25 protein-coding genes and 1 tRNA gene are annotated in these 25,108 nt (G+C 59.8%); 18 read left to right on the top strand and 8 right to left on the bottom strand.

Annotated elements, in window-relative coordinates; translation table 11 throughout:
* Positions 1-5: 5 nt before the first annotated feature.
* Together QRN33_RS21290 and QRN33_RS21295 are read left to right on the top strand one after the other, a co-directional pair.
* The gene (locus tag QRN33_RS21290) at positions 6-971 is read left to right on the top strand and encodes a MucB/RseB C-terminal domain-containing protein (RefSeq protein WP_065615194.1); all 966 of its coding nucleotides are present in this window, start codon (positions 6-8) and stop codon (positions 969-971) included.
* A 208-nt stretch (positions 972-1,179) separates the two neighbouring features.
* Positions 1,180-2,613: a DegQ family serine endoprotease gene (locus QRN33_RS21295; RefSeq protein ID WP_042608136.1), complete on the top strand. Its 1,434-nt coding sequence runs from the start codon at positions 1,180-1,182 to the stop codon at positions 2,611-2,613.
* A gap of 78 nt (positions 2,614-2,691) precedes the next feature.
* Here the strand turns inward: QRN33_RS21295 and QRN33_RS21300 are convergent, their stop codons facing one another.
* Positions 2,692-4,125 carry a M48 family metalloprotease gene (locus QRN33_RS21300; protein ID WP_042608135.1) on the bottom strand — a complete coding sequence of 478 codons (1,434 nt, stop codon included), beginning with the start codon at positions 4,123-4,125 and terminating at the stop codon, positions 2,692-2,694.
* 97 nt (positions 4,126-4,222) lie between these two features.
* Here QRN33_RS21300 and QRN33_RS21305 point away from each other — a divergent pair, with 97 nt between their 5' ends.
* Both QRN33_RS21305 and QRN33_RS21310 read left to right on the top strand, forming a co-directional pair.
* On the top strand, positions 4,223-4,462 hold the full coding sequence (locus QRN33_RS21305; protein ID WP_042608134.1) for a sulfurtransferase TusA family protein: 240 nt from the start codon (positions 4,223-4,225) through the stop codon (positions 4,460-4,462).
* Between the two features lie 32 nt (positions 4,463-4,494).
* Entirely contained in the window at positions 4,495-5,565 is a 1,071-nt protein-coding gene (locus tag QRN33_RS21310) for an AI-2E family transporter (protein ID WP_041478862.1), read from the top strand.
* Positions 5,566-5,686: 121 nt separating this feature from the next.
* Here QRN33_RS21310 and QRN33_RS21315 read toward each other — a convergent pair whose 3' ends face one another.
* Entirely contained in the window at positions 5,687-6,160 is a 474-nt protein-coding gene (locus QRN33_RS21315) for a peroxiredoxin (RefSeq protein ID WP_041478861.1), read from the bottom strand.
* Between the two features lie 10 nt (positions 6,161-6,170).
* A complete protein-coding gene (locus QRN33_RS21320) occupies positions 6,171-6,731 on the bottom strand; it encodes a glycine cleavage system transcriptional repressor (protein WP_042607411.1) in 561 nt (186 codons plus the stop codon).
* A 328-nt stretch (positions 6,732-7,059) separates the two neighbouring features.
* On the opposite strand from QRN33_RS21320, the gene dapA reads away from it, so the two are divergent.
* The 8 genes from dapA (at position 7,060) to QRN33_RS21360 (ending at position 13,943) form a co-directional block, all read left to right on the top strand.
* Positions 7,060-7,938: a 4-hydroxy-tetrahydrodipicolinate synthase gene (gene dapA / locus QRN33_RS21325; RefSeq protein WP_042607412.1), complete on the top strand. Its 879-nt coding sequence runs from the start codon at positions 7,060-7,062 to the stop codon at positions 7,936-7,938.
* Between the two features lie 17 nt (positions 7,939-7,955).
* The gene (bamC, locus tag QRN33_RS21330; RefSeq protein WP_042607413.1) at positions 7,956-9,071 is read left to right on the top strand and encodes an NlpB/DapX family lipoprotein; all 1,116 of its coding nucleotides are present in this window, start codon (positions 7,956-7,958) and stop codon (positions 9,069-9,071) included.
* A 6-nt stretch (positions 9,072-9,077) separates the two neighbouring features.
* Positions 9,078-9,839 (top strand): MBL fold metallo-hydrolase, encoded by a 762-nt coding sequence (locus QRN33_RS21335; RefSeq protein WP_042607414.1) that lies wholly within the window; start codon positions 9,078-9,080, stop codon positions 9,837-9,839.
* A 28-nt stretch (positions 9,840-9,867) separates the two neighbouring features.
* On the top strand, positions 9,868-10,581 hold the full coding sequence (purC, locus tag QRN33_RS21340) for a phosphoribosylaminoimidazolesuccinocarboxamide synthase (protein ID WP_016771262.1): 714 nt from the start codon (positions 9,868-9,870) through the stop codon (positions 10,579-10,581).
* A gap of 84 nt (positions 10,582-10,665) precedes the next feature.
* Positions 10,666-10,755 (top strand) — tRNA-Ser (locus QRN33_RS21345).
* 119 nt (positions 10,756-10,874) lie between these two features.
* Positions 10,875-12,230: a chromate efflux transporter gene (gene chrA / locus QRN33_RS21350; protein ID WP_285409962.1), complete on the top strand. Its 1,356-nt coding sequence runs from the start codon at positions 10,875-10,877 to the stop codon at positions 12,228-12,230.
* A 242-nt stretch (positions 12,231-12,472) separates the two neighbouring features.
* Complete coding sequence (locus tag QRN33_RS21355) at positions 12,473-13,357, top strand: manganese catalase family protein (protein WP_064362567.1); 885 nt, start codon at positions 12,473-12,475, stop codon at positions 13,355-13,357.
* A 76-nt stretch (positions 13,358-13,433) separates the two neighbouring features.
* Positions 13,434-13,943, top strand: a complete 510-nt coding sequence (locus QRN33_RS21360) for a ferritin-like domain-containing protein (protein ID WP_083353366.1) — start codon at positions 13,434-13,436, stop codon at positions 13,941-13,943.
* A 54-nt stretch (positions 13,944-13,997) separates the two neighbouring features.
* On the opposite strand, the gene QRN33_RS21365 is transcribed toward QRN33_RS21360, so the two are convergent.
* Positions 13,998-14,987 (bottom strand): ribonuclease Z, encoded by a 990-nt coding sequence (locus QRN33_RS21365; RefSeq protein WP_042607418.1) that lies wholly within the window; start codon positions 14,985-14,987, stop codon positions 13,998-14,000.
* Positions 14,988-15,205: 218 nt separating this feature from the next.
* Between QRN33_RS21365 and QRN33_RS21370 the strand changes: the two genes are divergently transcribed.
* The 3 genes from QRN33_RS21370 to QRN33_RS21380 all read left to right on the top strand — a co-directional run bounded on the left by QRN33_RS21370 (position 15,206) and on the right by QRN33_RS21380 (position 18,102).
* Entirely contained in the window at positions 15,206-16,783 is a 1,578-nt protein-coding gene (locus QRN33_RS21370) for a histidine kinase famiy protein (RefSeq protein WP_285409967.1), read from the top strand.
* Between the two features lie 91 nt (positions 16,784-16,874).
* Positions 16,875-17,105, top strand: a complete 231-nt coding sequence (locus QRN33_RS21375) for a hypothetical protein (RefSeq protein WP_064362564.1) — start codon at positions 16,875-16,877, stop codon at positions 17,103-17,105.
* Positions 17,106-17,124: 19 nt separating this feature from the next.
* The gene (locus QRN33_RS21380) at positions 17,125-18,102 is read left to right on the top strand and encodes an SDR family oxidoreductase (protein ID WP_285409970.1); all 978 of its coding nucleotides are present in this window, start codon (positions 17,125-17,127) and stop codon (positions 18,100-18,102) included.
* A 16-nt stretch (positions 18,103-18,118) separates the two neighbouring features.
* On the opposite strand, the gene QRN33_RS21385 is transcribed toward QRN33_RS21380, so the two are convergent.
* Together QRN33_RS21385 and QRN33_RS21390 are read right to left on the bottom strand one after the other, a co-directional pair.
* On the bottom strand, positions 18,119-18,640 hold the full coding sequence (locus QRN33_RS21385) for a DUF4142 domain-containing protein (RefSeq protein ID WP_285409972.1): 522 nt from the start codon (positions 18,638-18,640) through the stop codon (positions 18,119-18,121).
* A gap of 155 nt (positions 18,641-18,795) precedes the next feature.
* Entirely contained in the window at positions 18,796-18,987 is a 192-nt protein-coding gene (locus QRN33_RS21390; protein WP_016771242.1) for a YegP family protein, read from the bottom strand.
* Positions 18,988-19,189: 202 nt separating this feature from the next.
* On the opposite strand from QRN33_RS21390, the gene QRN33_RS21395 reads away from it, so the two are divergent.
* Together QRN33_RS21395 and QRN33_RS21400 are read left to right on the top strand one after the other, a co-directional pair.
* Positions 19,190-20,119: a LysR substrate-binding domain-containing protein gene (locus QRN33_RS21395; protein ID WP_042607421.1), complete on the top strand. Its 930-nt coding sequence runs from the start codon at positions 19,190-19,192 to the stop codon at positions 20,117-20,119.
* A 159-nt stretch (positions 20,120-20,278) separates the two neighbouring features.
* Positions 20,279-20,644 (top strand): 5-carboxymethyl-2-hydroxymuconate Delta-isomerase, encoded by a 366-nt coding sequence (locus tag QRN33_RS21400; protein WP_065617457.1) that lies wholly within the window; start codon positions 20,279-20,281, stop codon positions 20,642-20,644.
* A gap of 3 nt (positions 20,645-20,647) precedes the next feature.
* Here QRN33_RS21400 and QRN33_RS21405 read toward each other — a convergent pair whose 3' ends face one another.
* Both QRN33_RS21405 and QRN33_RS21410 read right to left on the bottom strand, forming a co-directional pair.
* The gene (locus QRN33_RS21405; protein WP_285409976.1) at positions 20,648-21,583 is read right to left on the bottom strand and encodes a LysR family transcriptional regulator; all 936 of its coding nucleotides are present in this window, start codon (positions 21,581-21,583) and stop codon (positions 20,648-20,650) included.
* 176 nt (positions 21,584-21,759) lie between these two features.
* Positions 21,760-22,932, bottom strand: a complete 1,173-nt coding sequence (locus QRN33_RS21410) for a cyanate transporter (protein WP_285409978.1) — start codon at positions 22,930-22,932, stop codon at positions 21,760-21,762.
* Positions 22,933-23,332: 400 nt separating this feature from the next.
* Between QRN33_RS21410 and QRN33_RS21415 the strand changes: the two genes are divergently transcribed.
* A complete protein-coding gene (locus tag QRN33_RS21415) occupies positions 23,333-24,982 on the top strand; it encodes a phosphoethanolamine transferase (protein WP_285409980.1) in 1,650 nt (549 codons plus the stop codon).
* The last annotated feature ends 126 nt before the right edge of the window (positions 24,983-25,108 follow it).

Raw genomic sequence — 25,108 nt, forward strand, 5'->3', positions numbered from 1 at the left:
GGATCATGCGCGCCATCCCTCTACTTTCGCTTCTGCTCAGTGGCTGGTTCGTTGTTCCAGCCCACGCTGATGAGGCCCAGGATTGGTTGACCCGGCTGGGCCAGGCCGAGCAGCAGCAAAGCTTCAACGGTACTTTCGTTTACGAGCGCAACGGCAGTTTTTCCACGCACAACATCTGGCATCGTGTCCAGAATGGTCAGGTCCGCGAGCGGCTGTTGCAGCTCGACGGCTCGGCTCAGGAAGTCGTGCGCATTGATGGCCGTACTCAATGCGTCAGCGGCACCCTGATTGCGGGATTGGGTGATTCACCCAACGCTGCCGCCCGTGCGCTGGATCCCAAAAAGCTGAAGAACTGGTATGACCTAGCGGTTATCGGCAAGTCGCGCGTTGCCGGCCGTGACGCGGTGATCGTGTCGCTGACCCCTCGTGATCAGCACCGTTACGGTTTCGAACTGCATCTGGACAAGAAAACCGCGCTGCCGCTCAAGTCGTTGCTGTTGAACGATAAAGGTCAGTTGCTCGAACGTTTCCAGTTCACCAGTCTCGACACTGATGAAATCCCTTCTGACAAGGAATTGCTGGCAGACGCCGATTGCAAGCCGATCAATATCGGCAATGACAAGGCTTCCGCAGCGAAGACCGTGCAGAACTGGCGTTCGGACTGGCTGCCGCCAGGCTTCGAGCTGACCAGCAGCAGTTCGCACAAGGATGCGCAGACCAAGACCCAGGTCAGCAGCCTGATGTACGACGATGGCTTGGCGCGATTCTCCGTGTTTCTTGAGCCGTTGAACGGTGCAACCGTCACCGACACCCGCACTCAGTTGGGTCCGACCGTCGCGGTGTCGCGTCGCCTGACCACGCCGCAAGGTGAAATGATGGTCACGGTCGTGGGCGAAATCCCGATTGGTACTGCCGAACGAATCGCTCTATCGATGCGTAACAACGATGGCGCTGCGACCAGCAAGCAGTGAGCTGATTTCAGTCATTTCCACTTCGTCGTCGAGACGTCGAAATGTTTGCTGAGCATTTTCATTTGCAAAACCCCTGAAAATTTTTTATAGGTCAGAGCCTCACGGCTCTGGCCTTGTTTGTTGTTCCCGGAACAAAAATGCCGGTCTGTGGTTTCCGGTGTTCCTTTGCTCCATATCGCTTAACCCTGCTCGTCGTAACGGGAGCTGTATGTCGATACCTAGTTTGAAGTCTTACCTTTCCATCTTCGCCACTGTGCTGTTGCTCGGTCAGGCGGTCCCTGCTGCGCAAGCGGCCGATCTGCCTGATTTCACCCAGTTGGTCGAACAAGCTTCGCCAGCGGTGGTGAACATCAGTACCACGCAGAAACTGCCGGACCGCCGCGTCAATCAGCAGATGCCGGATCTGGAAGGCCTGCCACCGATGTTGCGCGAATTCTTCGAGCGCGGCATGCCGCCTCAGCAGCGCTCGCCCCGTGGCGACGGGCGCCAGCGTGAAGCGCAATCGCTGGGCTCGGGTTTCATCATTTCGCCGGATGGCTACATTCTCACCAACAACCACGTGATCGCCGATGCCGACGAAATCCTCGTCCGGCTGGCTGACCGCAGTGAGATGAAGGCCAAGCTGATCGGCACTGATCCACGTTCCGACGTGGCATTGCTGAAAATCGAAGGCAAGGATCTGCCGGTGCTCAAACTCGGCAAATCCCAGGACCTGAAAGCCGGCCAGTGGGTCGTCGCGATCGGTTCGCCGTTCGGCTTTGACCACACCGTGACCCAAGGCATCGTCAGCGCCGTCGGCCGCAGCCTGCCGAACGAAAACTATGTGCCATTCATTCAGACCGACGTGCCGATCAACCCGGGCAACTCCGGTGGCCCGCTGTTCAACCTGAATGGTGAAGTGGTCGGCATCAACTCGCAGATCTACACCCGCTCCGGTGGCTTCATGGGCGTTTCGTTTGCCATCCCGATCGACGTGGCGATGGACGTTTCCAACCAGCTCAAGAGTGGTGGCAAAGTCAGCCGCGGCTGGCTGGGCGTGGTCATTCAGGAAGTGAACAAGGATCTGGCCGAGTCGTTCGGTCTGGACAAGCCGGCCGGCGCCCTCGTTGCGCAGATCCAGGATGACGGCCCTGCGGCCAAGGGCGGCCTGCAGGTTGGCGACGTGATCCTGAGCATGAACGGTCAGCCGATCGTCATGTCGGCTGATCTGCCGCATCTGGTCGGCGCGCTGAAGGCTGGCGCCAAGGCAAATCTGGAAGTGATTCGTGAAGGCAAGCGCAAGAACGTCGAGTTGACTGTCGGCGCGATTCCGGACGAAGACAAAGAGCTGAACGCGTTGCCGAAGTCCGGCGCTGAAAGCAGCAGCAACCGCCTCGGTGTTGCGGTCGGTGAATTGACCGCTGAGCAGAAGAAAACCTACGACCTTAAAGGTGGTGTGGTGATCAAGGAAGTGCAGGACGGTCCTGCGGCGCTGATCGGTCTGCAGCCGGGTGACGTGATCACCCACCTGAACAACCAGGCCATTGGCTCGGCGAAGGAGTTCACCGACATCGCCAAGGCGTTGCCGAAGAACCGGTCGGTGTCGATGCGCGTACTGCGTCAGGGTCGTGCCAGCTTCATCACCTTCAAACTGGCTGAATAAGCCCGCAACAGGGTAAAAAGAAACCGCCTCGAAAGAGGCGGTTTTTTTATGTCTGCACTTTATGTCTTGCGGGAAGACTCAGCCCATCATGTCCTTGACCATGCGCTCCTGCTCCATCAGCTCGCGCTGGCGGGCATCGATGCGCGAGGACAGCGGGAAGTTGCTGCCGGCCTTGCGCTTGGCGAAGTCCAGTTGCTGAATGGCCTGCCGATAGTCGCCGACCAGCGCAAAGTATTCGGCCCGCGCCTGATGCAGACCGATGATGTTGCCCGACAGGCCGCGGGTTTCGGCAACCTGATACCAGACGTCCGGATCATCCGGGCGTGACTTGAGCAGACTGTCGAGCGCCTTCTCGGCATCGGCGGCGCGATTCTGTTTCAGCAGAAGGTCGACGCGCACCTGGTTCAGCGGATAGTTGCCCGGGTATTGCGTGAGCATGCGGTCGACTCGCGACTGCGCATCGGGCAGACGATTGTTGGTGATGTCCAGATCGACCTGCGCGAGGTTGTAGATGATCTCGTTCGGCGATTTGGTCAACAACTGCTTGAGGTTCTCCCGTGCTTCGTTGAGTTGGCCACCCTTGATCTGGGCGATGGCCAGGCCGTAACGGGCGACATCGTTTTTCGGATTCTCATCGAGCAGGGCGCGGAACCGCTTGGCACCCAGCCCCGGGGTTTCCTCGTAGATCAACTGCACCCGCGCGCGGATCAACTGGTAGCGCATGCTGTCTTCGATGCCGCCCGGTTTCGCCTGTTCGGCGCGGTTGCGGGTGTCGGCGATCCGCGATTCGGTAACCGGGTGAGTCAGGAGGAATTCCGGCGGCTTGGCGTCGAAGCGGTACTGGCGCATCAGGCGTTCGAACATGGTCGGCATCGAGCGCGGGTCGTAACCTGCCTTCTCCAGGTTGAGAATGCCGATGCGGTCGGCTTCCTGTTCATTCTGCCGCGAGAAGCGCCGTTGTTCCTGCAACGCCGCTGCCTGGGTGCCGGCGATCGTAGCGATGCCGGCATCCCCACCACCGGCCGCCGCAATGACAATGCCGGCCAGCAGCGCGGCCATCATCGGCACCTGCATGCGTTGTGAGGCTTCCACTCCGCGAGCAAAGTGACGTTGCGACAAGTGCGCCAATTCGTGAGCGAGCACCGAGGCGTATTCGCCTTCGGTCTGGGCGTTGAGGAAAAGGCCGCCATTGACCCCGACCACGCCGCCCGGTGCTGCAAAGGCGTTGAGTTGCGGGCTGTTGATCAGGATGAATTCCAGGCGTCGGTCGGAGACCTGGCTGGTCTCGACGAGCTTGTACACGCTGGATTCAACGTAATCCTTGAGCTGTGGATCGTTGAGCTGGGAAACCTGACTGCGCAGCATGGCCAGCCAGGCGCGGCCGAGCTGGTATTCCTGTTGCGGCGAGACGATGGCAGAACTGGCGTCGCCAAGTGACGGCAGATCGTCGGCAAAGCCTGGTGAGGCGAGCAGGCAAGCGAGCGTCAGCAGGGTAGGGCGCAGAAAAGTCATGCACAAAGCCTTGAAGGACAAAGACCTTACTGTAGCCGGACACCGAAGCCGCGACCAGATATTCTAGGCAGCTCGATAACCCGAACGGAGTGACGCAATGACTGACGCTGTAGACCATGACGTGGAACTGGACGCCAGTGGCCTGAACTGTCCGTTGCCGTTGCTCAAGGCAAAAATGGAACTCAATAAACTGCCAAGTGGTGCCGTGCTCAAGGTGATCGCCACGGACGCCGGTTCGCAGCGCGACTTCCGTACCTTTGCCAAACTGGCCGGTCATGCGCTGCTGCGTGAAGAGGACGAGGCCGGGATCTACCGTTACTGGTTGAAGAAAGCCTGAAGCGACCGCGTTAACAATCGAAGGGATTATTGATGTTCAAAGTGTTACGCGACTGGATTCAGCGCTACTTCTCCGATGAAGAAGCCGTGGTGCTGGCGGTGCTGCTGGTTCTCGCCTTCACCGCCGTGCTCACCCTCGGTGGCATGCTCGCCCCGGTGCTCGCCGGCATGGTGCTGGCGTATCTGATGCAAGGCCTGGTGGTGACACTCGAGCGGCTGCGCGTGCCCGGCGGCGTGGCGGTGGGGCTGGTGTTCGCGCTGTTCATGGGCGCGCTGATGCTGTTTATCGTCGTGGTCCTGCCGCTGTTGTGGCACCAGTTGATCACGCTGTTCAACGAACTGCCAGGCATGCTCGCCAAGTGGCAGTCGTTGCTGCTTCTATTGCCGGAGCGCTATCCGCATCTGGTGTCCGACGAGCAAGTCTTGCAAGCGATCGAAGCGGCGCGGGGCGAGATCGGCAAGTTCGGCCAGTGGGCGCTGACGTTCTCGCTGTCGAGTTTGCCGCTGCTGGTGAACATCATGATCTACCTGGTGCTGGTGCCGATTCTGGTGTTTTTCTTCCTGAAGGATCGGGCGATGATCGGCGAGTGGGTGCGCGGCTATCTGCCCCGCGAGCGCGCGTTGATCACCCGCGTAGCGCAGGAAATGAACCGGCAGATCGCCAATTACATTCGTGGCAAAGGCATCGAGATCGTGATTTGCGGCGGCGTGACCTACATCGCTTTTATCGCCCTGGGTCTGAACTATGCGGCACTGCTGGCGTTGCTGGTCGGCTTGTCGGTGGTGGTGCCGTATGTCGGCGCCGTAGTGGTGACCGTGCCGGTGCTGCTGATTGCGCTGTTCCAGTGGGGCTGGAGCGATCAGTTCATTTATCTGATGGCGGTCTACGGAATCATTCAGACGCTGGACGGCAACGTGCTGGTGCCGCTGTTGTTCTCGGAAGCGGTCAACCTGCATCCGGTGGCGATCATCTGTGCGGTGTTGTTGTTTGGCGGGTTGTGGGGATTCTGGGGCGTGTTCTTTGCGATCCCGCTGGCGACGCTGTTCAAGGCTGTGCTGGATGCATGGCCGCGCAAGGAGCCGGTGGTGGCGCCGTTGCTTTAGCGGTTGATCCGGATTTTGCAGAGAGGCTATTCGCGAGCAGGCTCGCTCCCACAGTTGATGGCATTCCAACTGTGGGAGCGAGCCTGCTCGCGAAGGCGTCTTCAAAGACGCAACAGAAACATCAGGCTTTATTCAGAGCTTCAGCTGCCGCCAGCACGGCATCAACATGCCCCGGCACTTTCACGCCACGCCATTCCTGACGCAGTACGCCGTCCTTGTCAATCAGGAACGTGCTGCGATCGACGCCCAGGTATTCCTTGCCATACAGCTTCTTCAGCTTGATCACGTCGAATAACTGGCAAACCGCCTCGTCCTTGTCGCTGATCAGCTCGAAGGGGAATTCCTGTTTGCCTTTGAAGTTTTCGTGCGACTTCAAACTATCGCGGGAAATGCCGAAGACTTCGGTGTTGGCAGCCTTGAAAGCCGCATATTGATCACGAAAGCCCTGACCCTGAGTGGTGCAGCCCGGGGTGCTGTCCTTCGGGTAGAAGTAGATCACCACTTGCTTGCCCTTGAGTTCGGACAGGCTGACGGTCTGCCCGCTGGTCGCAGGCGCGGTGAAATCCGCAACCGGTTGGTCGATGACAACGGCCATGAAAGCTTCCTTACATTGGGTTTTGTGGGCGCCAGGGCTCGATCAGGGCATCCAGGTTCATTGCGTCGGCGAAGTCGAGGAACTGATCGCGCAGCCAACTGATCTGGGTGCCGGCCGGCAGGGTCACGGTGAACGTGGCGTTGAGCATGGTGCCGCCGGTCTGGGGCGCCTGGTAGGTGTCGCAGGTGAGGTTTTCCAGTTCGACGTTGTGGTCCATGAAGAACTGGCACAGCTCATTGATGATGTCCGGGCGATAGGCCGAGCTGACGTAGGCCACGTAAGGCAGGGCCTGCGGACGATTTTCCAGCGCCGCGCTGCGCACCACGTTGACGGTGAACGCATGACGCTTGGCCAGCAGCGGCAGGCTGCCTTCGAGGCGCGCCAGGGCGTCCCAGCTACCGGAAACTTCCAGCACCAGGGCGCTGCACTCGCCGTGGCGGGTCAGGCGGGAGGTGACGACGGCGCAGCGGTTTTCATGGCTGGCGCGGCACAGGACGTTGGTCAGCTCCATGGGGTTGGCGCCGAGGGCACTGATGACAAGGAATTGTTCGCGAACTGTGGGGGTGGACATGCAGCATTCCTAAAGCGATGAGCGGTCGGTAGGTTGACGGGCGTTGCTGGTCGGGAGTGCCTGTTCTGGCGGTCCGTATAAAGAGACCCGGCCTGCGCTCGCGGCTCGCTCCACTGTGCGGGAGCGCGTCGATGCGACGCAGGAACGGGGCCTGGGAGGCCGAAAAGGGAGGCTGGAACCCGGCGTACAAGCTGATCTGTACCGATCAAAGTCTGAAGGGTAGCGAAAAGCGGCGCCAAGGGGAATGGCGGCGGCGCAGTACTTCGCTTGTGCAAGCATCTTGGCGCCAGTACCATTACCGCTCTCTTTTTCCGGCAGGAGCGGTTTCATGATTGCGGGCAGTATGGTGGCACTGGTCACTCCCATGGATGCACAAGGGCGTCTTGACTGGGACAGCCTCAGCAAACTCGTGGACTTCCACCTCAAGAACGGCACCCATGCCATCGTCGCCGTCGGGACTACCGGCGAGTCGGCCACCCTTGATGTAGAAGAGCACATCGCCGTCATCAAAGCCGTGGTCAAACAGGTTGCCGGGCGCATTCCGGTCATCGCCGGCACCGGCGCCAACTCGACCCGCGAAGCCGTCGAACTGACCCGCAACGCCAAGGCCGCCGGCGCCGATGCCTGCCTGCTGGTGGTTCCTTATTACAACAAGCCGACCCAGGAAGGTCTGTACCAGCACTTCAAGCACATCGCTGAAGCGGTCGACATTCCGCAGATTCTCTACAACGTTCCCGGCCGCACCTCCTGCGACATGCAGGCCGAGACCGTTATTCGCCTGTCCAGCGTGCCGAACATCATCGGCATCAAGGAAGCCACCGGCGACCTGCAACGCGCCAAGGCGATCATCGATGGCGTGAGCAAGGATTTCATCGTGTTGTCCGGCGATGATCCGACCGCAGTCGAGCTGATCCTGCTCGGCGGTAAGGGCAACATCTCGGTTACCGCCAACGTCGCCCCGCGCGAAATGGCTGACCTGTGCGAGGCCGCGCTGAAAGGCGACGCCGACACCGCACGCGCAATCAACGAAAAACTGATGCCGCTGCACAAGGACCTGTTCATCGAAGCCAACCCGATTCCGGTGAAGTGGGCTTTGGTCGAAATGGGCCTGATGCACGAAGGCATCCGCCTGCCACTGACCTGGCTGAGCACTCCTTGTCATGAAACGCTGCGCTCGGCCCTGCGCCAGTGCAGCGTCCTGGTTTAATTGAGGAAGTACAACGCATGAAGCGAATGGCCGGACTTTCCGCACTTGCCTTGATTATCTCCAGCACCAGTGGCTGCGGATGGGTCTGGGGGCCGGAAGGTTATTTCCGCGACCGTGGAAGCGATTACCTGCAAGCGCAACAGACTGCACCGATGCAATTGCCACCGGATGTGAGCACTGCCAAGCGTCTCGATCCGCTGTTGCCGATCCCGCGCAACGTGGCCGACGACACCGCGACGGGCGAGTACGTGGTTCCGCGTCCTCAGCCGCTTTCGGCGGTTGCCGATGCCACCGATTACTCGCTGCAGAAAAGCGGTGATTCGCGCTGGGTCGTGGCGCAGCATCCACCGGCCGAAGTCTGGCCAGTGGCGCTGCAGTTCTTCCAGGACAACGGTTTCCGTCTGGATGAACAGCGTCCGCAAACCGGTGAGTTCACTACCACCTGGCAGCACTCCGACGAACTGTCCGCTTCGATGGCCAAGCGCCTGAGCGCGGCCGGTATCGCCAGCGACAGCGAAACCCGCGTGCGTGTACGTATCGAACCCGGCGTGCAGCGCAACACCAGTGAAATCTACGTGGTCAGCGCCGAGCGTCCTGCCGGCAGCACGGCCGACGTGGCTTTCACCAACCGTTCGGTCAACACTGGCCTGGACGCTGCGCTGGTCGACGACATGCTCGCGAGCATGAGCCGCACCTCCGAGAAGGGTGGTTCGGTGTCGATGCTGGCCTCGCGTGATTTCGATGCACCGAGCCGCGTCAGCCTCAGCGAAGACGGCAGCGGCAACCCGGTGTTGAACGTCGGTACCGATCTGGACCGCGCCTGGTCGAGCGTCGGCCGTGCGCTGGAACAGGGCGAATGGCGCGTTGAAGACATCAACCGCAGCCTGGGCCTGTACTACATCAACCTGGCCGAAAAAGCCGAGAACAAAGACGACAAGCCTGGCTTCTTCAGCGGCCTGTTCGGCAGCGCGCCGAGCAAGGAAGAAGTCGAAGCCCGCGCCGAGCGTTATCAGGTTCGCCTGAGCAAGGTGGGCGAGAACATCCAGGTCACCGTCGAAAAGAACATCAACACCGTCGCGCCGGCCGATGTCGCGCGTAAAGTGCTGAGCGTGATTCAGGACAACCTGGGCTGATCCGATATGCGTTTTGCCGTTCTCGGCAGCGGTAGCCAAGGGAACGGCACGCTGATCGCCAGTGCCGATACGTACGTGCTGGTGGATTGTGGTTTTTCCCTGCGGGAAACCGAAAGACGTCTGTTGCGCCTGGGTGTGCACCCGGCGCAACTGAGCGCGATACTCGTGACCCACGAACATGCCGACCACGTGCATGGCGTGGGTTTGCTGTCTCGGCGCTACAATCTGCCGGTGTACCTGAGTCGCGGCACGCTGCGCGGGATGCGCAAACCGCTTGAACCGGCAGGCTTTCTGGCCGGCGGCGAGCAGATGCAGATCGGCGCACTGAACGTCGGGGTCATTGCCGTGGCCCATGACGCGCAGGAGCCGACCCAGTACGTCTTCAGCGATCAGGAACAGCGGCGCTTCGGCCTGCTGACCGACCTGGGATCGTTTTGTGAGCGGGTGCTGGATGGCTACCGGGACCTCGATGCATTGATGATCGAGTCGAACCATTGCCGCGACATGCTCGCCCGTGGTCACTACCCGTACTTTCTCAAGCAGCGGGTGGGCGGCGAACGCGGACATCTGAACAACCATCAGGCGGCATTCCTGGTGGCCGAGTTGGGCTGGCAGGGCTTGCAACACCTGGTCCTGGCCCATCTGAGCAGCAAGAACAACCTGCCGCAGCTGGCCCGGCAATGTTTTGTCGACACCCTCGGGTGCGACCCGGACTGGCTGCAACTGGCCGATCAAGATTCAGGGCTCGACTGGCGCCACATCGCCTAGCCCACCTACTTAGCAAGCGGAGCCCATCATGGAAAAACGTGAAGAACTCTACCGCGGCAAAGCCAAATCGGTTTACAAGACCGACGACGCTGACCGCTTGATCCTGCTGTTTCGCAACGACACTTCGGCGTTCGACGGCAAGCGCATCGAACAGCTTGATCGCAAAGGTATGGTGAACAACAAGTTCAACGCCTTCATCATGCAGAAGCTCGAAGCGGCCGGCGTACCGACCCAGTTCGACAAACTGCTGGGCGACAACGAATGCCTGGTGAAGAAGCTCGACATGATCCCGGTCGAATGCGTCGTGCGTAACTACGCCGCCGGCAGCCTGGTCAAGCGTCTGGGCGTCGAGGAGGGCATGAAGCTCAACCCGTACACCTTCGAACTGTTCCTCAAGGACGACGCCAAAGGCGACCCGTTCATCAACGAATCCCACGTCGTGGCGTTCGGCTGGGGCACCGCCGAGCAACTGGCGCGCATGAAGGAACTGTCGCTCAAGGTCAACGAAGTCCTGAGCAAACTGTTCGACGACGCCGGCCTGCTGCTGGTCGACTTCAAGCTTGAATTCGGCGTGTTCAGCGACGGCTCCATCGTCCTCGGCGACGAGTTCAGCCCGGACGGCTGCCGTCTGTGGGACAAGGACACCAAGAAGAAGATGGACAAGGACCGCTTCCGCCAAGGCCTCGGTGACGTCATCGAAGCCTACGAAGAAGTCGCCGCTCGTCTGGGTGTACCGCTTTAATCGACGCAAGCATCTGATAGCACGGAAAAAATTTCGTTTGGGGGGTTCGCAACCAACGAAAGTGTTGTTATGATGCGCGCCGTTGGAGAGATGCCAGAGTGGCCGAATGGGACGGATTCGAAATCCGTTGTACCTTCACCGGTACCTAGGGTTCGAATCCCTATCTCTCCGCCATTATTGAACAAGACGAAGCCCCCGTAATCATTGATGATTACGGGGGCTTTTTCGTTTCTGGCGTTTTGTTCGCGACGCTTTTCGGGTACAACCTGCCGACTGCACAAAAGGACAGCTCGATGAGTGAAGTTCAGCCGTTGGCGGGTGGTGGCGAGGTGAAGCCGCAGGTCGTGAGTTTGCGCGAGGCGTTCTGGTTCTGGTTGAAGCTGGGGTTTATCAGTTTCGGCGGGCCGGCCGGACAGATTTCGATCATGCACCAGGAGTTGGTCGAGCGGCGGCGGTGGATTTCCGAGCGGCGTTTTCTGCACGCGTTGAACTACTGCATGTTGCTGCCCGGGCCGGAGGCGCAGCAGTTGGCGACCTACATTGGCTGGTTGATGCACCGAAGCTGGGGCGGGATTGTGGCCGGTGCGTTGTTTGTGTTGCCGTCGCTGTTCATCCTTATTTTCCTCTCTTGGCTGTACATCGCTTTCGGTGAAGTACCGGTGGTGGCCGGTTTGTTTTATGGGATCAAGCCTGCGGTAACGGCCATTGTTGTGCAGGCGGCCCATCGCATCGGTTCGCGGGCGCTGAAGAACAATTGGCTGTGGGCGATTGCGGCGGCGTCGTTTACCGCGATTTTTGTGCTCAATGTGCCGTTCCCGCTGATCGTGCTGGGCGCGGCGGTGATCGGCTACTTCGGCGGTCGACTGGCGCCTGAGAAGTTCAGGGTCGGCGGGCATAGCGCGGCGAACAAGTCTTTCGGCCCGGCATTGATCGATGACGACACGCCATCGCCAGCACATGCCCGCTTCAGTTGGACGAAACTGGCGATGCTCGCCGTGATCGGCGCCGCGCTATGGGCATTGCCGATGGGCGTGTTGACTGCGCTGTTTGGCTGGCATGGCACGCTGACGCAGATGAGCTGGTTCTTCACCAAAGCTGCGCTGCTTACCTTTGGCGGGGCGTATGCGGTGCTGCCCTATGTCTATCAGGGCGCCGTCGGTCACTACGGCTGGCTGACGCCGACGCAGATGATCGACGGCCTGGCGCTGGGCGAAACCACCCCCGGACCGCTGATCATGGTAGTGGCGTTTGTCGGGTTTGTCGGGGCTTATGTGTCGCAGGTGTTTGGCGCCGATCAGGTGTTTCTCGCCGGCGCGGTCGCCGCTGCGCTGGTGACGTGGTTCACCTTCCTGCCCTCATTTCTGTTCATCCTCGCCGGCGGCCCGCTGGTGGAGTCGACCCACGATGAACTCAAGTTCACCGCGCCGCTGACCGCCATCACTGCCGCGGTGGTTGGGGTGATTCTCAATCTGGCGTGTTTCTTCGGCTATCACGTGCTCTGGCCGCAGGGCTTCAGCGGCAGCCTGGACTGGCCGTCGGCATTGATTGCCATCGCCGCGGCCATTGCGCTGTTTCGCTTCAAGCGCGGGGTGATTCAGGTGCTGCTGGGCTGTGCGCTGGTCGGGTTGCTGGTGCATTTGCTGCGTTGACCCAGGTGGGCCCAGCCAGTTCGAATCGCGGACTGACAACCCGATCTTTTGTCATTGGTTCCATCTAACCAAGTGCGAGTCGTACCAGCGGCAAGCCGCCGTTTCACTTGCCCATACGGTTCAAACCATTTGTCCTGTTACCGCAATTTTTTTGAAATTTCCGCAAAGACAATGCTTCACAAAAGGGTAGGCAGGCTTTCACCCGACGACTTGCCACGCTTATCCGACTGAGGAGATTTGTCATGTTTCTACATAACAAGCGACTTCAATACACCGTTCGTGTTGCCGAGCCTAATCCGGGGCTGGCCAATCTGTTGCTCGAGCAGTTTGGCGGCGCACAAGGTGAACTGGCGGCGGCTTCGCGCTATTTCACGCAAGCCCTGGCCGAGGAAGATCCGGGACGTAAAGACCTGCTGATGGACATCGCCACTGAAGAACTCAGTCACCTGGAGATCATTGGCTCGATCATCGTCATGCTCAACAAAGGCGCAAAAGGCCGGATGGCCGAAGGCGTCGAGCAGGAGGGCGAGTTGTATCGCTCGCTCAATGGCAACGGCAATGACTCGCACATCACCAGCCTGCTGTACGGTGCCGGTTCACCGTTGACCAACTCGGCCGGCGTGCCGTGGACAGCGGCGTACGTCGATACCATCGGCGAGCCCACCGCCGATATGCGCTCCAATATCGCTGCGGAAGCACGGGCGAAAATCGTCTATGAGCGCTTGATGAACGTGACCGATGACCCCGGCGTGAAAGAGGCGCTCGGCTTTCTGATGACCCGCGAGATTGCCCACCAGTTGTCTTTCGAAAAAGCCCTGCACTCGATCCAGCCCAACTTCCCGCAAGGCAAGCTGCCGGGCATGCCCGAGTTCACCAACGTGTACTTCAACATGTCGCAAGGCACCGAAAGCATGCGCGGTCCCTGGAACCAGGGCGACGATTGGGAGTTTGTCGAAGACCCGACGCCAGCAGTCGACGGCGGCGATGGCCTGGCCACCGTGCAACTGGACAGCGCCGACGAAGCGCTGCTGGAAAACATGAAGATGCGCACCATGTCCGACCCCAACAGTGAACCGGTCACCGGTGCGGACCTGGGCTCTGGCGCGCAGGCCAAACCAGGGCTGTAAGGCACGTGGGGCGCGCCTGACATGCGACGGCGCGCCCCGGTTGATCATTGGGAATCATCAAGAAGAGGACTCGACAATGGCTACTCCACAGGAAAATCTGCTCGACTGGCTGCGTGACGCCCACGCTATGGAGCAACAGGCCGAGCAGATGCTCAAGGCGCAGTCCAAGCGTCTGGAGCATTACCCGAAGCTCAAGGCGCGCATTGATCAGCACATCGAAGAAACCCTCGGCCAGCAGAAACTCATCGACGAATGCCTGCAACGCCTGGGCGGTGATTCGTCGACGATCAAAGACCTGGGCGGCAAGCTGATGGCGTTCGGTCAGGCCGTCGGCGGCTCCTTGATGAGCGACGAGGTGATCAAGGGCGCCATGGCCGGTTATGTATTCGAAAACATGGAAATCGCCAGTTACACCGTGCTTATTGCAGCGGCGAAAGCGGCGGGGGACAAGCAGACACAGAAGGCCTGCGAAAAGATTCTGCCGCAGGAAGTGGCCATGGCTGAATGGCTGCTCAAGCACCTGCCGCAACTGACAGAAGCGTTTCTCGAACGCTCGGCGGATCCGGACAAGGAAGCCAAGAAGTAAGCCCGCGTGCCAGCGTCCGCCTGTCAGCCGGGCGGACGCGGTAGCGGTAGCGGATTATGGCGCGACCTGCAGCGGTTTGCGCTCAGTCGCCACCGGCTGCAAATGTCCCGACCGATCCAGGTGATAACGCTGCAGGTCGCGCGCCAGAATCAGCTGGCCGTGATACAGCGACGCCGCTTCACTACGCACATCTTCGATCGACGGACTCAAAGCCGGATTGGCCTGATAGCGCGCGCTGAAATGCGTCAGCACCAGATTGCGTACGCCGGCGGACTCGGCAAAACCGGCGACAGCGGCGGCGCTGCTGTGGCCGTAACTGGCGCGAGCGCGGTCGATCGCTGCTTGCACGAATGTCGCTTCATGCACCAGCACATCTGCCGATTGCGCCACTTCGGCCAGCAGTGCCGGGCGATCGTTATCGCCGCAGACAATGATGCGCCGATCAGGTCGTGAGCTGAGCAAGTAATCCCGCGCATGCAACAACTGCCCGTTGTGCTCTACGTCCTGACCATGGGCCAGCTGACCCCAAAGCGGGCCGCGCTCTATGCCTTCGGCCTCGAGGCGCTGCACGTCCAGACGCGGCTCCGGATCGGACTCGGTAAATACATAACCATGACACGGCACACGGTGGGACAGCTCGACGGTCTGCACTTGAACGTTGACGTTGCGCCACTCTGTGAGCGTTTCCACGGCGTGCAGGTTGATCTCAAAGGGCAGATGCGATTGCGTCACCTCAAGGCTCATTTTCAGCCACGGATGCAGCGCTGTCGGCAGCACAATATCCAGCGGCCGCGTGCGCCCCGACATGCCCGTGCTCGCCAGCAACCCCGGCAGGCCGAGGCAGTGATCGGCGTGCACGTGAGTGATGAAAATACCCCGCAGCTCGCTCAGCGACAGCGGTGTGCGCAACACCTGATGCTGGGTGCCTTCACCGCAATCGATCAGGTACCAGCCCTTGCCCGCAGACGCGATCAATGCCGTGGCGCTGACATTGCGCTGGCGGGTCGGCACGCCGGCTGACGTGCCCAGAAACAACAAATCCACGGTGGTTCTCCCTGGCGGTACGGATTTGACTATGCAGGCTGCCGAACGCGATAACCGCGTGCAGTGCTCGGTGTGCTTTCGACAATCAGCGACACGCTTCGGATCCCTCGACAGTCTGCGGCAACTCATCGGACACCTGCGCTGCCGGCGCTCGATCGCGGCACTCCGATCGGTGATGGTGGTCTCAGCGAAACGGAAGTAACTCAGCGGAGGTCAACTTGCCTAGAAATTCCAGGCCGATCGTCGACCGAGCCGATGTGGCGGTCCTTTCGCAAGAGCGCAAAGATGTGTTCTTCGCGGCGGTGCAGGTCAGCCGCATGGCCATGATCGTCACCGATCCTGCGCAGGCCGATGATCCCATTATTTTTGCCAACAATGCCTTTCTTGAACTCAGTGGCTACGAGCGGGAAGAGGTGCTCGGGCGCAACTGCCGATTTCTGCAAGGCGAGCAGACCGATCGCGCCGTGTTGCAACAGGTCAAACAAGCGTTGAAACATCACCACGAAACCTGCGTGGAAGTGCTCAACTATCGCAAGGACGGTTCATCGTTCTGGAACGAGCTGTTTATCGCGCCGTTATTCAACGAGCGCGGGCAACTGGTGTATTTCTTCGCCTCGCAAATGGACGTCAGCCGACGCCGTGACGCCGAGGACGGTTTGCGTTACAGCGAGAACATGGAAGCACTCGGGCAGTTGACCGGTGGCATCGCCCACGATTTCAACAACCTGCTGCAAGTGATGATCGGCTACATCGAGCTGATCCAGCACACCGCCAAACGCCCGAGCATCGACCCGCAGCGCATCGTGGTCGGCGCCGGTCATGCCCGTGCGGCGGCGGAAAAAGCCCGTCTGCTGACTCAGCATCTGCTGGCGTTTTCCCGGCGGCAACGGCTTGAGGGCCGGGTGATCAATCTCAATGCCTTGCTCGAGCGGTCAACGCTGCCGGCACCGGAATCCTGCGATCCGGAGCCGCAATTCGAATTGGCCGAGGATTTGTGGAATTGCCGCCTCGACCCGGCGCAGGCGGAGATGGCGCTGAACCATTTGCTCTCCAACGCCTGCGATGCGCTGGTTGACCAGCAGCAACCTGCGATCACCGTGCAGACCCGCAACGTCGATGTACCGGATCCGACGGGTCCGCATCAGGCCGGACTGGCGGCGGGGCGTTACGTCTGCATCGCGGTTGCCGATAACGGTGTGGGTATAGCCGCCGACGATCTCGACAAAGTGATGGAGCCTTTTTTCACCACCAAAGAAGAAGGCAACGGTGCCGGTCTCGGGCTTTCGATGGTCTACGGCTTCGTCAAGCAATCCGGCGGCGTGGTCAAAATCGAATCGACGCCGGGACTCGGCACTACGGTGCGCCTGTTCTTCCCGGCGGACGACAGTCAGCCATCGGCAACTGGTGCGCCTTACTCCGCCGAAAACCTCAAGGGTACCGAGCGCATCCTGATCGTCGAGGACCGCGCCGAAGTCGCTGAACTGGCGCGCTTTGTATTGTCCGAACAGGGTTATCACACTGACCTCGTTGCTGATGCGAGCGAGGCACTGGCCGTGTTGCAGAGTAGCGAATACGACCTGGTATTCACCGATCTGGTCATGCCTGGCGAGATGAACGGGCTGGCACTGGCGCGGGAAGTCAGCCAACGCTATCCGGCCATTAAAATCCTGCTCACGACCGGGTACTGCGCGGACGAGTCGACGCCGGATGAGCTGACTGACAATGAATTCGAATTGATCGCCAAGCCCTACGCGCCGGTGGACCTGTTGCGCAAGCTGCGCTCGATGCTCGATTAAAAAAACGAACTGTCGTCGCGCGGCAGGCGTCCATCCTTAAGACCCCATTGAGCAACCAGTGAGGGGACTGATCCCCGAGGAGATGTTGGTCATGAGCGATTACCCGATGGACGAAACCGATTCCGATCACCGCAACCGTCAGTTCGGCCAGGCGCTGGGGCTGGACGCCGACGAGGTCGAGCTGTGGGTCAGCGCGATCGAAGAGGACGGCAGCGGCATGGGCTACGTCGTGCATTTTTCCAGCGAAACGCCGGTGGATGTGCTGGCCAAGGTGCAAGGGCTGGGTGACGACCTGATGATCAATATCGGGCCGATTGACTGAGCGTCAACGAGGACGGTTCATGCAGGAGCAACCTTTGGTGGTGATAAGCGGCGCCAGTGCTGGCGTCGGGCGCGCGGTGGCGCATCGGTTTGCCGCTGGCGGGTATAGCATCGGCTTGCTGGCGCGCGATCCCGCAGGATTGGCCGCTACGCAACAGGAGCTGGAAATGTATGGGGTCGAGGTGGCTGCCGTCAGCGTCGACGTTGCCGATGCGCTTGCCGTGCAGGAGGCCGCCCAGCAGATGGAAGCCAGGCTCGGGCCTTTGACGGTGTGGATCAATGCGGCGATGGTCACAGTGCTCTCGCCGATAGAGCAATTGTCCGCCGCCGAGATTGAGCACGTCACCCAGGTGACCTATCTCGGCACCGTCCACGGCACGTTGGCAGCGCTGTCGTTGATGCGCCCGCGCAACAAGGGGCTGATCATTCAGGTCGGCTCGGCGCTGGCATATCGCGCCATTCCGTTGCAGGCCGCTTACTGCGGGGCAAAATTCGCCGTGCGCGGTTTTACCGACGCGTTGCGCTGCGAGTTACTGCATGAGCGCAGCCGTATCCGCGTGTGCATGGTGCAACTGCCGGCGATCAACACGCCGCAGTTCGACTGGGCACGCAACAAATTGCCCAGACGCCCGCAACCTGTGCCGCCGATCCATGACCCGGACGTGGCAGCGCGAGCGATTTTCAGCGTGGTCAAACACCCGCCGCGAGAGTTGTGGCTGGGATGGTCGACGATCAAGGCGATCATCGGCCAGTCGGTCATGCCAGGTTTGCTGGATCGTTTGCTGGCGCGCAGCGCCTGGACCGGTCAGCAGACCAGTGAACCTGAGGACAACGAGCACCCGGACAACCTGTTCGAAGCGCAGCCAGGTTTACATCAGATTCGTGGCCGCTTCATCGGCCGTTCCAAGGAGGCGGCGCTGGCGTTCACCTCGACCCAAGTGATGGCGGTATCTGCGGTAATCGCCGTATTGGTGGGTGTGATTCTTTTGCAGTTTTGATCGTTCCGCGGTTCGCTCAAGGGTTGACGGACTTCAGCGCGCCCGCTGACGGTTTGAGTTTTTCCTGCAGATCCCGAACATTTTTCGCCTGTTTTTCAATGCCCGGCAAGGCTGCTTGAGCGAAGGCCTTGAGCTGCGGATCTTGCGACGACATGGCTTCTTTCTTGAACAGCATCAGCTTTTGCTCGAGGGTTTCGGCCTGGCTGTCGATGTAGATGCGATCGAAGGAATCGTCCCGAGACTCGAGGCGCAGTTGCTTGGCTTTCGAGGCTACCGAAGGTTCCGTCGGCACCGCCATGCGTTGGCTCTCCCCCAGCTGCCGGAGCTGTTTATCGAAACGCTCATGGTCGGCAATCATTTGTCTGGCGAACGCTTTGACCTCGGGCAGGGTGGCCTTTTCCAGCGCGATATGTGCGCTGTTGTTCTGGAACAGGCTCTGCTGGGCCGCTTCTTCGACGAAAGCATCGAGGGTGTCCGCGTGGCCGGGCTGGGCGCTCAGGGCCAGTATTGCAAGGCAGATTGCGGCAAGTGATTTCATCGCGCGTAACCTCTGCGGGATCAATGGACGGTCAGGTGCATGGCAGCAGCAATCGCAGCACATGCACCTTTGATGAGCATAGCGGATGGGTATTCAAGCAACCGTTCTGAATGGCGACCAACGGCCCGCCTTTCCAACAAGGACCGTCGCCTGGCTCAAATCTCCTTGATCGGCGTCTCGCCCTGTACGGCTTTGATCAGGTTGATCACATGCAGGCAATCGGCCTTGTTCACGTACGACTCACCACTGGCCACCGTCTCGTGGTTGCGCGCACGCAGGCGCCAGCGCCATTGGCCTTTGCCGGTGCTCGGGGTGCCTCGGGTTTGTCGGTAGATTTCGAAATACATACGGTTCGCTCCCTGCGATCGATAGGCGCGCCAACCTGTGTGGCGCATCGACGCAAGCCTAGCGCAGAGGGTTTTTTTGGCTATCGCGGATTTGTTTCCAATCGTTCGCGGATGTTTCTGAAACGCTGTCTCGGAAACGTTTATGGACGCAATGCCCAAGGCCTTTCTACACTGCCGCTATTCCGGGGAGCAGGGGCAATGGATGAACCGCAATGAACTTCGCAAGGCCGACATCAACCTGATGGTGGTGTTCGAGACTCTGATGCTCGAACGCAACGTGACCCGCGCCGCGGAGAAGCTGTTCCTCGGCCAGCCGACCATCAGCTCGGCGCTCAACCGTTTGCGCACGATGCTCAACGACCCGCTGTTCATCCGCGTCGGTCATCGCATGGAACCGACGGCCCGTGCCGAAGATATTTACCGCCATCTCAAACCGGCACTCGACTCGCTGTCGGCGGCGCTGAGCCTGACCCGCGATTTCGACCCCGCCACCAGCACCATGACCTTTCGCATCGGCCTGTCCGATGACGTCGAATTCGGCCTCCTGCCGCCGCTGTTGCGCGCTCTGCGCCAGGAAGCACCGAACGTGGTGTTCGTCGTGCAGCATGTCGATTACTGGCGGATTCCCGATCTTCTCGCGGCTGGCGATATCACCGTCGGCATCAGCCAGACCCGTGGCCTGCCGGCCAACGCCAAACGCAAACTGCTACGGCATATCCAGCCGAGCATCCTGCGCGCCGACGCCTCTGATACGCCGCTGACTCTCGACGAATATTGCGCTCGCCCGCATGTACTGGTGTCGCACACGGCCAATGTCAGTGGTTATGCCGATGAATGGCTGGCGGAGCTGGGCCGGACGCGCCAGGTGGTGTTGTCGGTGCCGCAGTACAGCGCGCTGCCGGCGCTGCTGGCGGGCACCGACCTGATCGCCAGCCTGCCGGACTACACTGCAGCGGCGATGGCGGCGTCCGGGGCGCTGTTCCAGGAACCGTTTCCGTTCAAGACGCCGACGCTGGACCTGTCGATGGTCTGGCTCAGCCATGTCGACAGCGACCCGGCCGAACGCTGGCTGCGTTCGCGACTGGAAGCATTCATGAGCGAACGGCCAACTGAGCGCCACGATCCCTTGTAGGAGATGTCGAGTGAAACGAGGCTGCGATCTTTTGATTTTGATCTTCAAATGAAGGATCAAAAGCTCGCAGCCTCGTTTCACTCGACAGCTCCTACAGAAAGTCCGCTCAGCCGCATGTGTTATACGTACGCCCCCGCACCCCCCGACTGGAGATCCGCAATGCCACACCTGCACATGGAATACACAGCCAACCTGACGCAGTTGAATGCCGACATTGCCCTGATCAGGCTCAACAACACCCTGGTCGGTTCCGGTCAGTTCGGGGCGGAGTTCGATATCAAGAGCCGCGCGATCAAGGTCGAACACTTCAAGGTCGGCACGGCTCTCGGCGAGCGTGCCTTCGTCCATGTGAAGCTGGCCTTGCTCAGCGGGCGCTCGGCAGAAATCAAGAAGCAGTTGTCGCAAAGCCTGCTGGCGGTGTTGCAGGAGCTCTGCGAATGGCCGGCCGGGCTTGAAGTGCAACTGTGCGTCGAACTGCTCGACATCGATCGCGAGTCCTACAGCAAGGCCGCGATCGGCATCTGAGGCTCAGGCGCTTTCCAGCTCGCTGCACACCTGAATCACCTGCTCGCGCAGCCAGACATTGGCGCTGTCCTGATCGACGTTCTGGCTCCACTGCATATCGAGGGTGAAGCCCGGCAAACCGTTGGGTGCCTCGCAGTGTTTGAATACCGCGTCATTGGTCAGCAAACGCTGGATGCGCCGGGGCAGGGTGAGGATGAAGTCAGTGCCGGTGATCATCTTCAACGCGGCGCTGTAGCTGTTCGATCGCGCGACGATCTGGCGTTTCTGCGCCTGGCGCGCCAGCCAGCCGTCGACCATGTTGGTGCTCGACGTCCACGGCGTCGGGAACACATGCCGACGCTCGGTAAATGCTTGCAGGCTCAAACGCGGTTCCAATGGCGTGGCGCGCTTGTCGAAGACGCAGACCAGGTCATCTTCAAGCAACATCCGCGATTTCAGATCCGCATGCTGGCGATGAAAGTGCGGGCCGAAACTGATCACCAGGTCGAGTGAGCCGTCGCGTAACTCATCGGCGGGCACGTCGGTTTCGAACTTGTGCATGTTGACCATCACCGGCAAATCGTCGAAGTCGAAGCGCTTCAACAGGCGCGGCAGGATCAACTGCTCGAAATATTCCGGGGCGCAGATGTTGAAGGTCACCGCCCGCCGGCTCGGGTCGAAGGCCGGTGCTCCGGCGTGGCAGAGGTTGATGCTTTCGAGGATCTTCTGCACATGGCCGTACATGCTGCAGGCCTTGTAAGTCGGGCGCATGCCCGTACGGGTGTTGATGAACAATTCGTCTTCGAAACTGGTGCGCAGTTTCTTCAGGCAATAACTGACAGTGGACTGACTGACAAACAGGGTTTCCGAGACATCGGTGACACTGCTCTGCTCATACACAGCAACAAATACCATCAAATCCTGCATATCGAGCTTGCGAAGCAAATTACTGTTCAGCATGAGTTCCGTCTCGCTGTGCCCCTTGCGCAGAATTCGCGCAAACGTGTGCGTACGATCCTAGCGGAACGATGGTGCCAGGAGAAACCCTCGTAGGACATTTCACGGACACATGTGGGACAGAAACTTTTAGTAATACGACGTTGCCAATTTCGTGCGGAAAAGATGGCCAGAGGCCTCTAGCCCGGGCAAGGCAAGTGACGTGTGTAATGGCGAGGATTGAAGCGCACGACCATCAGCAACATGCTCACCATCACCGCAGTCAGCGCCCACCACGCGCCTTCAAAACTGCCTAGCCGATCGCGAATCACCCCTGCCAACAGCGGCGAGAGGCCAGCGATCAGATAACCGATACCCTGCACAAATGCAGTGAGGCCACCGGCCTGCTGCGGGTCGTCGCAATGATCGAGCGCGACGATCAGGCTCATCGGAAACAGACCGCCAATACCCAGTCCCAACAGACACGGCCAGAGCAGGGCCAGCTGCGCCGGGGCAAGAATCAGCCCGCAGAAACCGCCGATGATCAGCAACAGTAGAGTCGCCAATATTGCGCGTCGATCACGGCTTCGGTTGGCAATCGCAGGCACCGCCAGGCCGGAAATGACCTCCATCGCTGTGAGAAAACCCAACAGCAGCCCGGCGTGTTGTTCGCTCCAGCCCTTTTCCACGTAGTACGGGGCGAGCCAGGCGAGGACACAGGTGTAGGACGCCGTACCGAGGCCAAAGAAAATCGCCAGCAACCAGGCGCGACGGCGGGTGATAACAGACTCCCGCTTGATCCCTCTTGATATGGCACGCGCGGGCTGTAGACACCAGACCAGCAAGGCGAGCACCGCCAGCCCGGCCCAAACGGCCAGCCCTGCGCGCCAGTTGCCGGTCTGCACCATCACCAGCGGCGCCAATGATGCGGTAATCGCCGCGCCGCCCATGATCGACGTCACGTAGACGCCCATGCATAACGCTACTTTGTCGGGAAAGCGCGACTTGATCAGCGCCGGCATCAACGCTTGAATCATGGCGATGCCGATGCCGGCCACTATGGCGCTGAGGATCAGTTCAAGGGCCGAATCGATAAACAGCCGCGACAGCGTCGCGAGCCCGATGATCAGCAACGACAGCAGCACCGTGCGCTGTTCGCCGAAGCGCTGGCTGACGCTCAGGCCGAAGAACATCGCCAGCCCCATGGCCATGACCGGCAACATCGTCAGCAGGGAGGCAGCGCTGAAGCTCAACGGGATATCGCCACGGATCGCCGACAGCAGCGGTCCCACGGCGGCCATTGATGGGCGCAGATTAAGTGCGACAAGGATGATCGCGAACATCAGCCAAGCGGCGGGGCGGTGATGATTCATCAGCAGGCCTTCGATTGCGGAAGCTGGTGATTAGGCGTCGCGTCGCGCAGATCGGCAAATCAGAAAATCCCGCGCCAGACCTGAAAACTCGATAACACCGCATCCCCCTGTAGGAGTGAGCCTGCTCGCGATAGCGATGTATCAGATGAATAAATATTGACTGACACACCGCTATCGCGAGCAGGCTCACTCCTACAGGGGGCGTAGGTGGGCAATTAACTGAATGAAACCTGAACCATTCGCAAATACGCGCAAACTTCCAGGACAATGCCCGAAGGCAACTAATCATTAGCATCTTTTTCACGAAAAATTGATCCATGGCTGCCTAAAGTTTGTCATGCCTCGGTGAATGAAATTTTCACAAGTGACGAGGCTCTTCTTTCAGGAACAGTCATTCATCATGTTGAAGTTAAAAGCCGTGCGCCCGGAATGGGTGACGTTGTTCGCCAGCGCCTTTTTGTTGCTCGGTTTCAACCTGGTGCTCTGGCAACATCTGTTCGAGATAACCGCCGCCGATGGCAAGGGCAGCGTCCTGCGCCTGGCGTTCGGCGTGATGATCTTCGCCGCGTTCAATATTGTCCTAACGTTGTGCGCTTTCCGCCCCCTGCTCAAACCGTTATTGACCCTGTTGTTTTTAATCAGCGCTGGCGTGGCTTATTTCATGAGCCAATACGGCGTGATGATCGATGCCGGCATGTTGCGAAACTTCGCTGAAACCAATGCGACGGAAGTGCGTGATCTGCTTTCAATGAAGTTGTTTGCCTATATTGTCTTTCTGGGTATTTTGCCGTGTTTGGTGTTATGGAAAGTGCCGGTCACTTATCGGCGCTGGCATCACGAGTTGTTCAGCAAAGTTATTGTCAGTGTCGCCTCTGCGGCGGTGATCGGTGTCGTGGCACTGGCCAACTACCAGGGGTTGTCTTCGTTGTTTCGCAACCATCATGAGATTCGCCTGATGCTGGTGCCGAGCAATTACATCGGCGCGTCCCTCGGCTACCTGCAAGAGCAAGTCGTCTCGGCACAGCAGCCGTTCATCAAGATCGGCGTAGATGCCCAGCGCAATCCCGACTTGCAATTCCAGCCCCGCAAATCGCTGACCGTGCTGGTGGTCGGGGAAAGTGCGCGGGCGCAGAACTTCGGCATTCTCGGTTACGACCGGGACACCACGCCGCAACTGGACAAAGAGGCGGGGCTGATCGCCTTTACCGATGTGCATTCCTGCGGCACGGAGACCGCGGTCTCGGTGCCATGCATGTTCTCCAACATGGGCCGCAAGGATTACAACGCCAGCAAGGCCAAGAATGAAGAGGGTTTGCTCGATGTGCTCAAGCGCGCCGGCATCGATGTGATCTGGCGCGATAACCAGTCCGGCTGCAAAGGCACTTGCGACCGGGTCACGGTGCAGGATGTCAGCAAATTGCAGGACCCGGCGTTGTGCGCCAACAGCGAATGTCGCGATGAAATCCTCCTGCAGGGTTTGCAGAGCTTTATCGATCACCTGGATAAAGACACGGTGCTGGTTCTGCACCAGATGGGCAGTCACGGCCCGGATTACTTCAAGCGTTATCCCAAGGAGTACGAACACTTCACCCCGGTCTGTGAGAGTAACGCGCTGAATAATTGCAGCCGCGAAAGTATCGTCAACGGTTACGACAACACGCTGGTCTACACCGACCATGTGCTGGCGAGCCTGATCGATGTGCTGCGCAGCAATCAGGACAAAGTCGACACCGCCATGCTCTATCTGTCGGATCACGGTGAATCGCTTGGCGAATACAACCTGTTTCTGCACGGCACGCCGTACATGCTGGCGCCCGAGCAGCAGAAGCATGTAGCGATGCTGGCGTGGTTCTCCGACAGCTATCAGAAAGCCTACTCGGTCGATACGCATTGCCTGCAACTGAGCCGCGACAAGCCGCTGAGTCAGGACAACCTGTTCCACTCCATGCTCGGCCTGCTCGAGGTGCGCAGCAGCGTGTACCAGCCGGCGCTGGACATGTTTGCCGGCTGTCGCGGCGCGGTGATCGACGGCGTACTGGCCAAGCAGTGAGGCGTTTCCTGCCCGTCGCGCTGATGCGACGGGCCTTTCTGTTTCCGCTGTCAGACTATTCTTGCTGGCAGGCAAGACATTTCCTTACAGCTCTTGCCCTTCAAAGGCGCGTAAATCGCCAGTGGC

The organism is Pseudomonas sp. FR229a (genome assembly GCF_030209115.1).
Classification (GTDB): domain Bacteria; phylum Pseudomonadota; class Gammaproteobacteria; order Pseudomonadales; family Pseudomonadaceae; genus Aquipseudomonas; species Aquipseudomonas moraviensis_A.

Excerpts from the sequence above, each read along its gene's own strand:
- QRN33_RS21295 (WP_042608136.1), top strand. The coding sequence starts at position 1,180 with ATGTCGATACCTAGTTTGAAGTCTTACCTTTCCATCTTCGCCACTGTG.
- QRN33_RS21290 (WP_065615194.1), top strand. The coding sequence starts at position 6 with ATGCGCGCCATCCCTCTACTTTCGCTTCTGCTCAGTGGCTGGTTCGTT.
- QRN33_RS21390 (WP_016771242.1), bottom strand. The coding sequence starts at position 18,987 with ATGTATTTCGAAATCTACCGACAAACCCGAGGCACCCCGAGCACCGGC.
- QRN33_RS21375 (WP_064362564.1), top strand. The coding sequence starts at position 16,875 with ATGAGCGATTACCCGATGGACGAAACCGATTCCGATCACCGCAACCGT.
- QRN33_RS21335 (WP_042607414.1), top strand. The coding sequence starts at position 9,078 with ATGCGTTTTGCCGTTCTCGGCAGCGGTAGCCAAGGGAACGGCACGCTG.
- QRN33_RS21405 (WP_285409976.1), bottom strand. The coding sequence starts at position 21,583 with ATGCTGAACAGTAATTTGCTTCGCAAGCTCGATATGCAGGATTTGATG.
- dapA (WP_042607412.1), top strand. The coding sequence starts at position 7,060 with ATGATTGCGGGCAGTATGGTGGCACTGGTCACTCCCATGGATGCACAA.
- QRN33_RS21315 (WP_041478861.1), bottom strand. The coding sequence starts at position 6,160 with ATGGCCGTTGTCATCGACCAACCGGTTGCGGATTTCACCGCGCCTGCG.
- QRN33_RS21360 (WP_083353366.1), top strand. The coding sequence starts at position 13,434 with ATGGCTACTCCACAGGAAAATCTGCTCGACTGGCTGCGTGACGCCCAC.
- QRN33_RS21385 (WP_285409972.1), bottom strand. The coding sequence starts at position 18,640 with ATGAAATCACTTGCCGCAATCTGCCTTGCAATACTGGCCCTGAGCGCC.
- QRN33_RS21310 (WP_041478862.1), top strand. The coding sequence starts at position 4,495 with ATGTTCAAAGTGTTACGCGACTGGATTCAGCGCTACTTCTCCGATGAA.
- QRN33_RS21300 (WP_042608135.1), bottom strand. The coding sequence starts at position 4,125 with ATGACTTTTCTGCGCCCTACCCTGCTGACGCTCGCTTGCCTGCTCGCC.
- QRN33_RS21400 (WP_065617457.1), top strand. The coding sequence starts at position 20,279 with ATGCCACACCTGCACATGGAATACACAGCCAACCTGACGCAGTTGAAT.
- QRN33_RS21320 (WP_042607411.1), bottom strand. The coding sequence starts at position 6,731 with ATGTCCACCCCCACAGTTCGCGAACAATTCCTTGTCATCAGTGCCCTC.
- QRN33_RS21355 (WP_064362567.1), top strand. The coding sequence starts at position 12,473 with ATGTTTCTACATAACAAGCGACTTCAATACACCGTTCGTGTTGCCGAG.
- QRN33_RS21380 (WP_285409970.1), top strand. The coding sequence starts at position 17,125 with ATGCAGGAGCAACCTTTGGTGGTGATAAGCGGCGCCAGTGCTGGCGTC.
- QRN33_RS21415 (WP_285409980.1), top strand. The coding sequence starts at position 23,333 with ATGTTGAAGTTAAAAGCCGTGCGCCCGGAATGGGTGACGTTGTTCGCC.
- QRN33_RS21305 (WP_042608134.1), top strand. The coding sequence starts at position 4,223 with ATGACTGACGCTGTAGACCATGACGTGGAACTGGACGCCAGTGGCCTG.
- chrA (WP_285409962.1), top strand. The coding sequence starts at position 10,875 with ATGAGTGAAGTTCAGCCGTTGGCGGGTGGTGGCGAGGTGAAGCCGCAG.
- QRN33_RS21395 (WP_042607421.1), top strand. The coding sequence starts at position 19,190 with ATGAACCGCAATGAACTTCGCAAGGCCGACATCAACCTGATGGTGGTG.
- purC (WP_016771262.1), top strand. The coding sequence starts at position 9,868 with ATGGAAAAACGTGAAGAACTCTACCGCGGCAAAGCCAAATCGGTTTAC.
- QRN33_RS21410 (WP_285409978.1), bottom strand. The coding sequence starts at position 22,932 with ATGAATCATCACCGCCCCGCCGCTTGGCTGATGTTCGCGATCATCCTT.
- bamC (WP_042607413.1), top strand. The coding sequence starts at position 7,956 with ATGAAGCGAATGGCCGGACTTTCCGCACTTGCCTTGATTATCTCCAGC.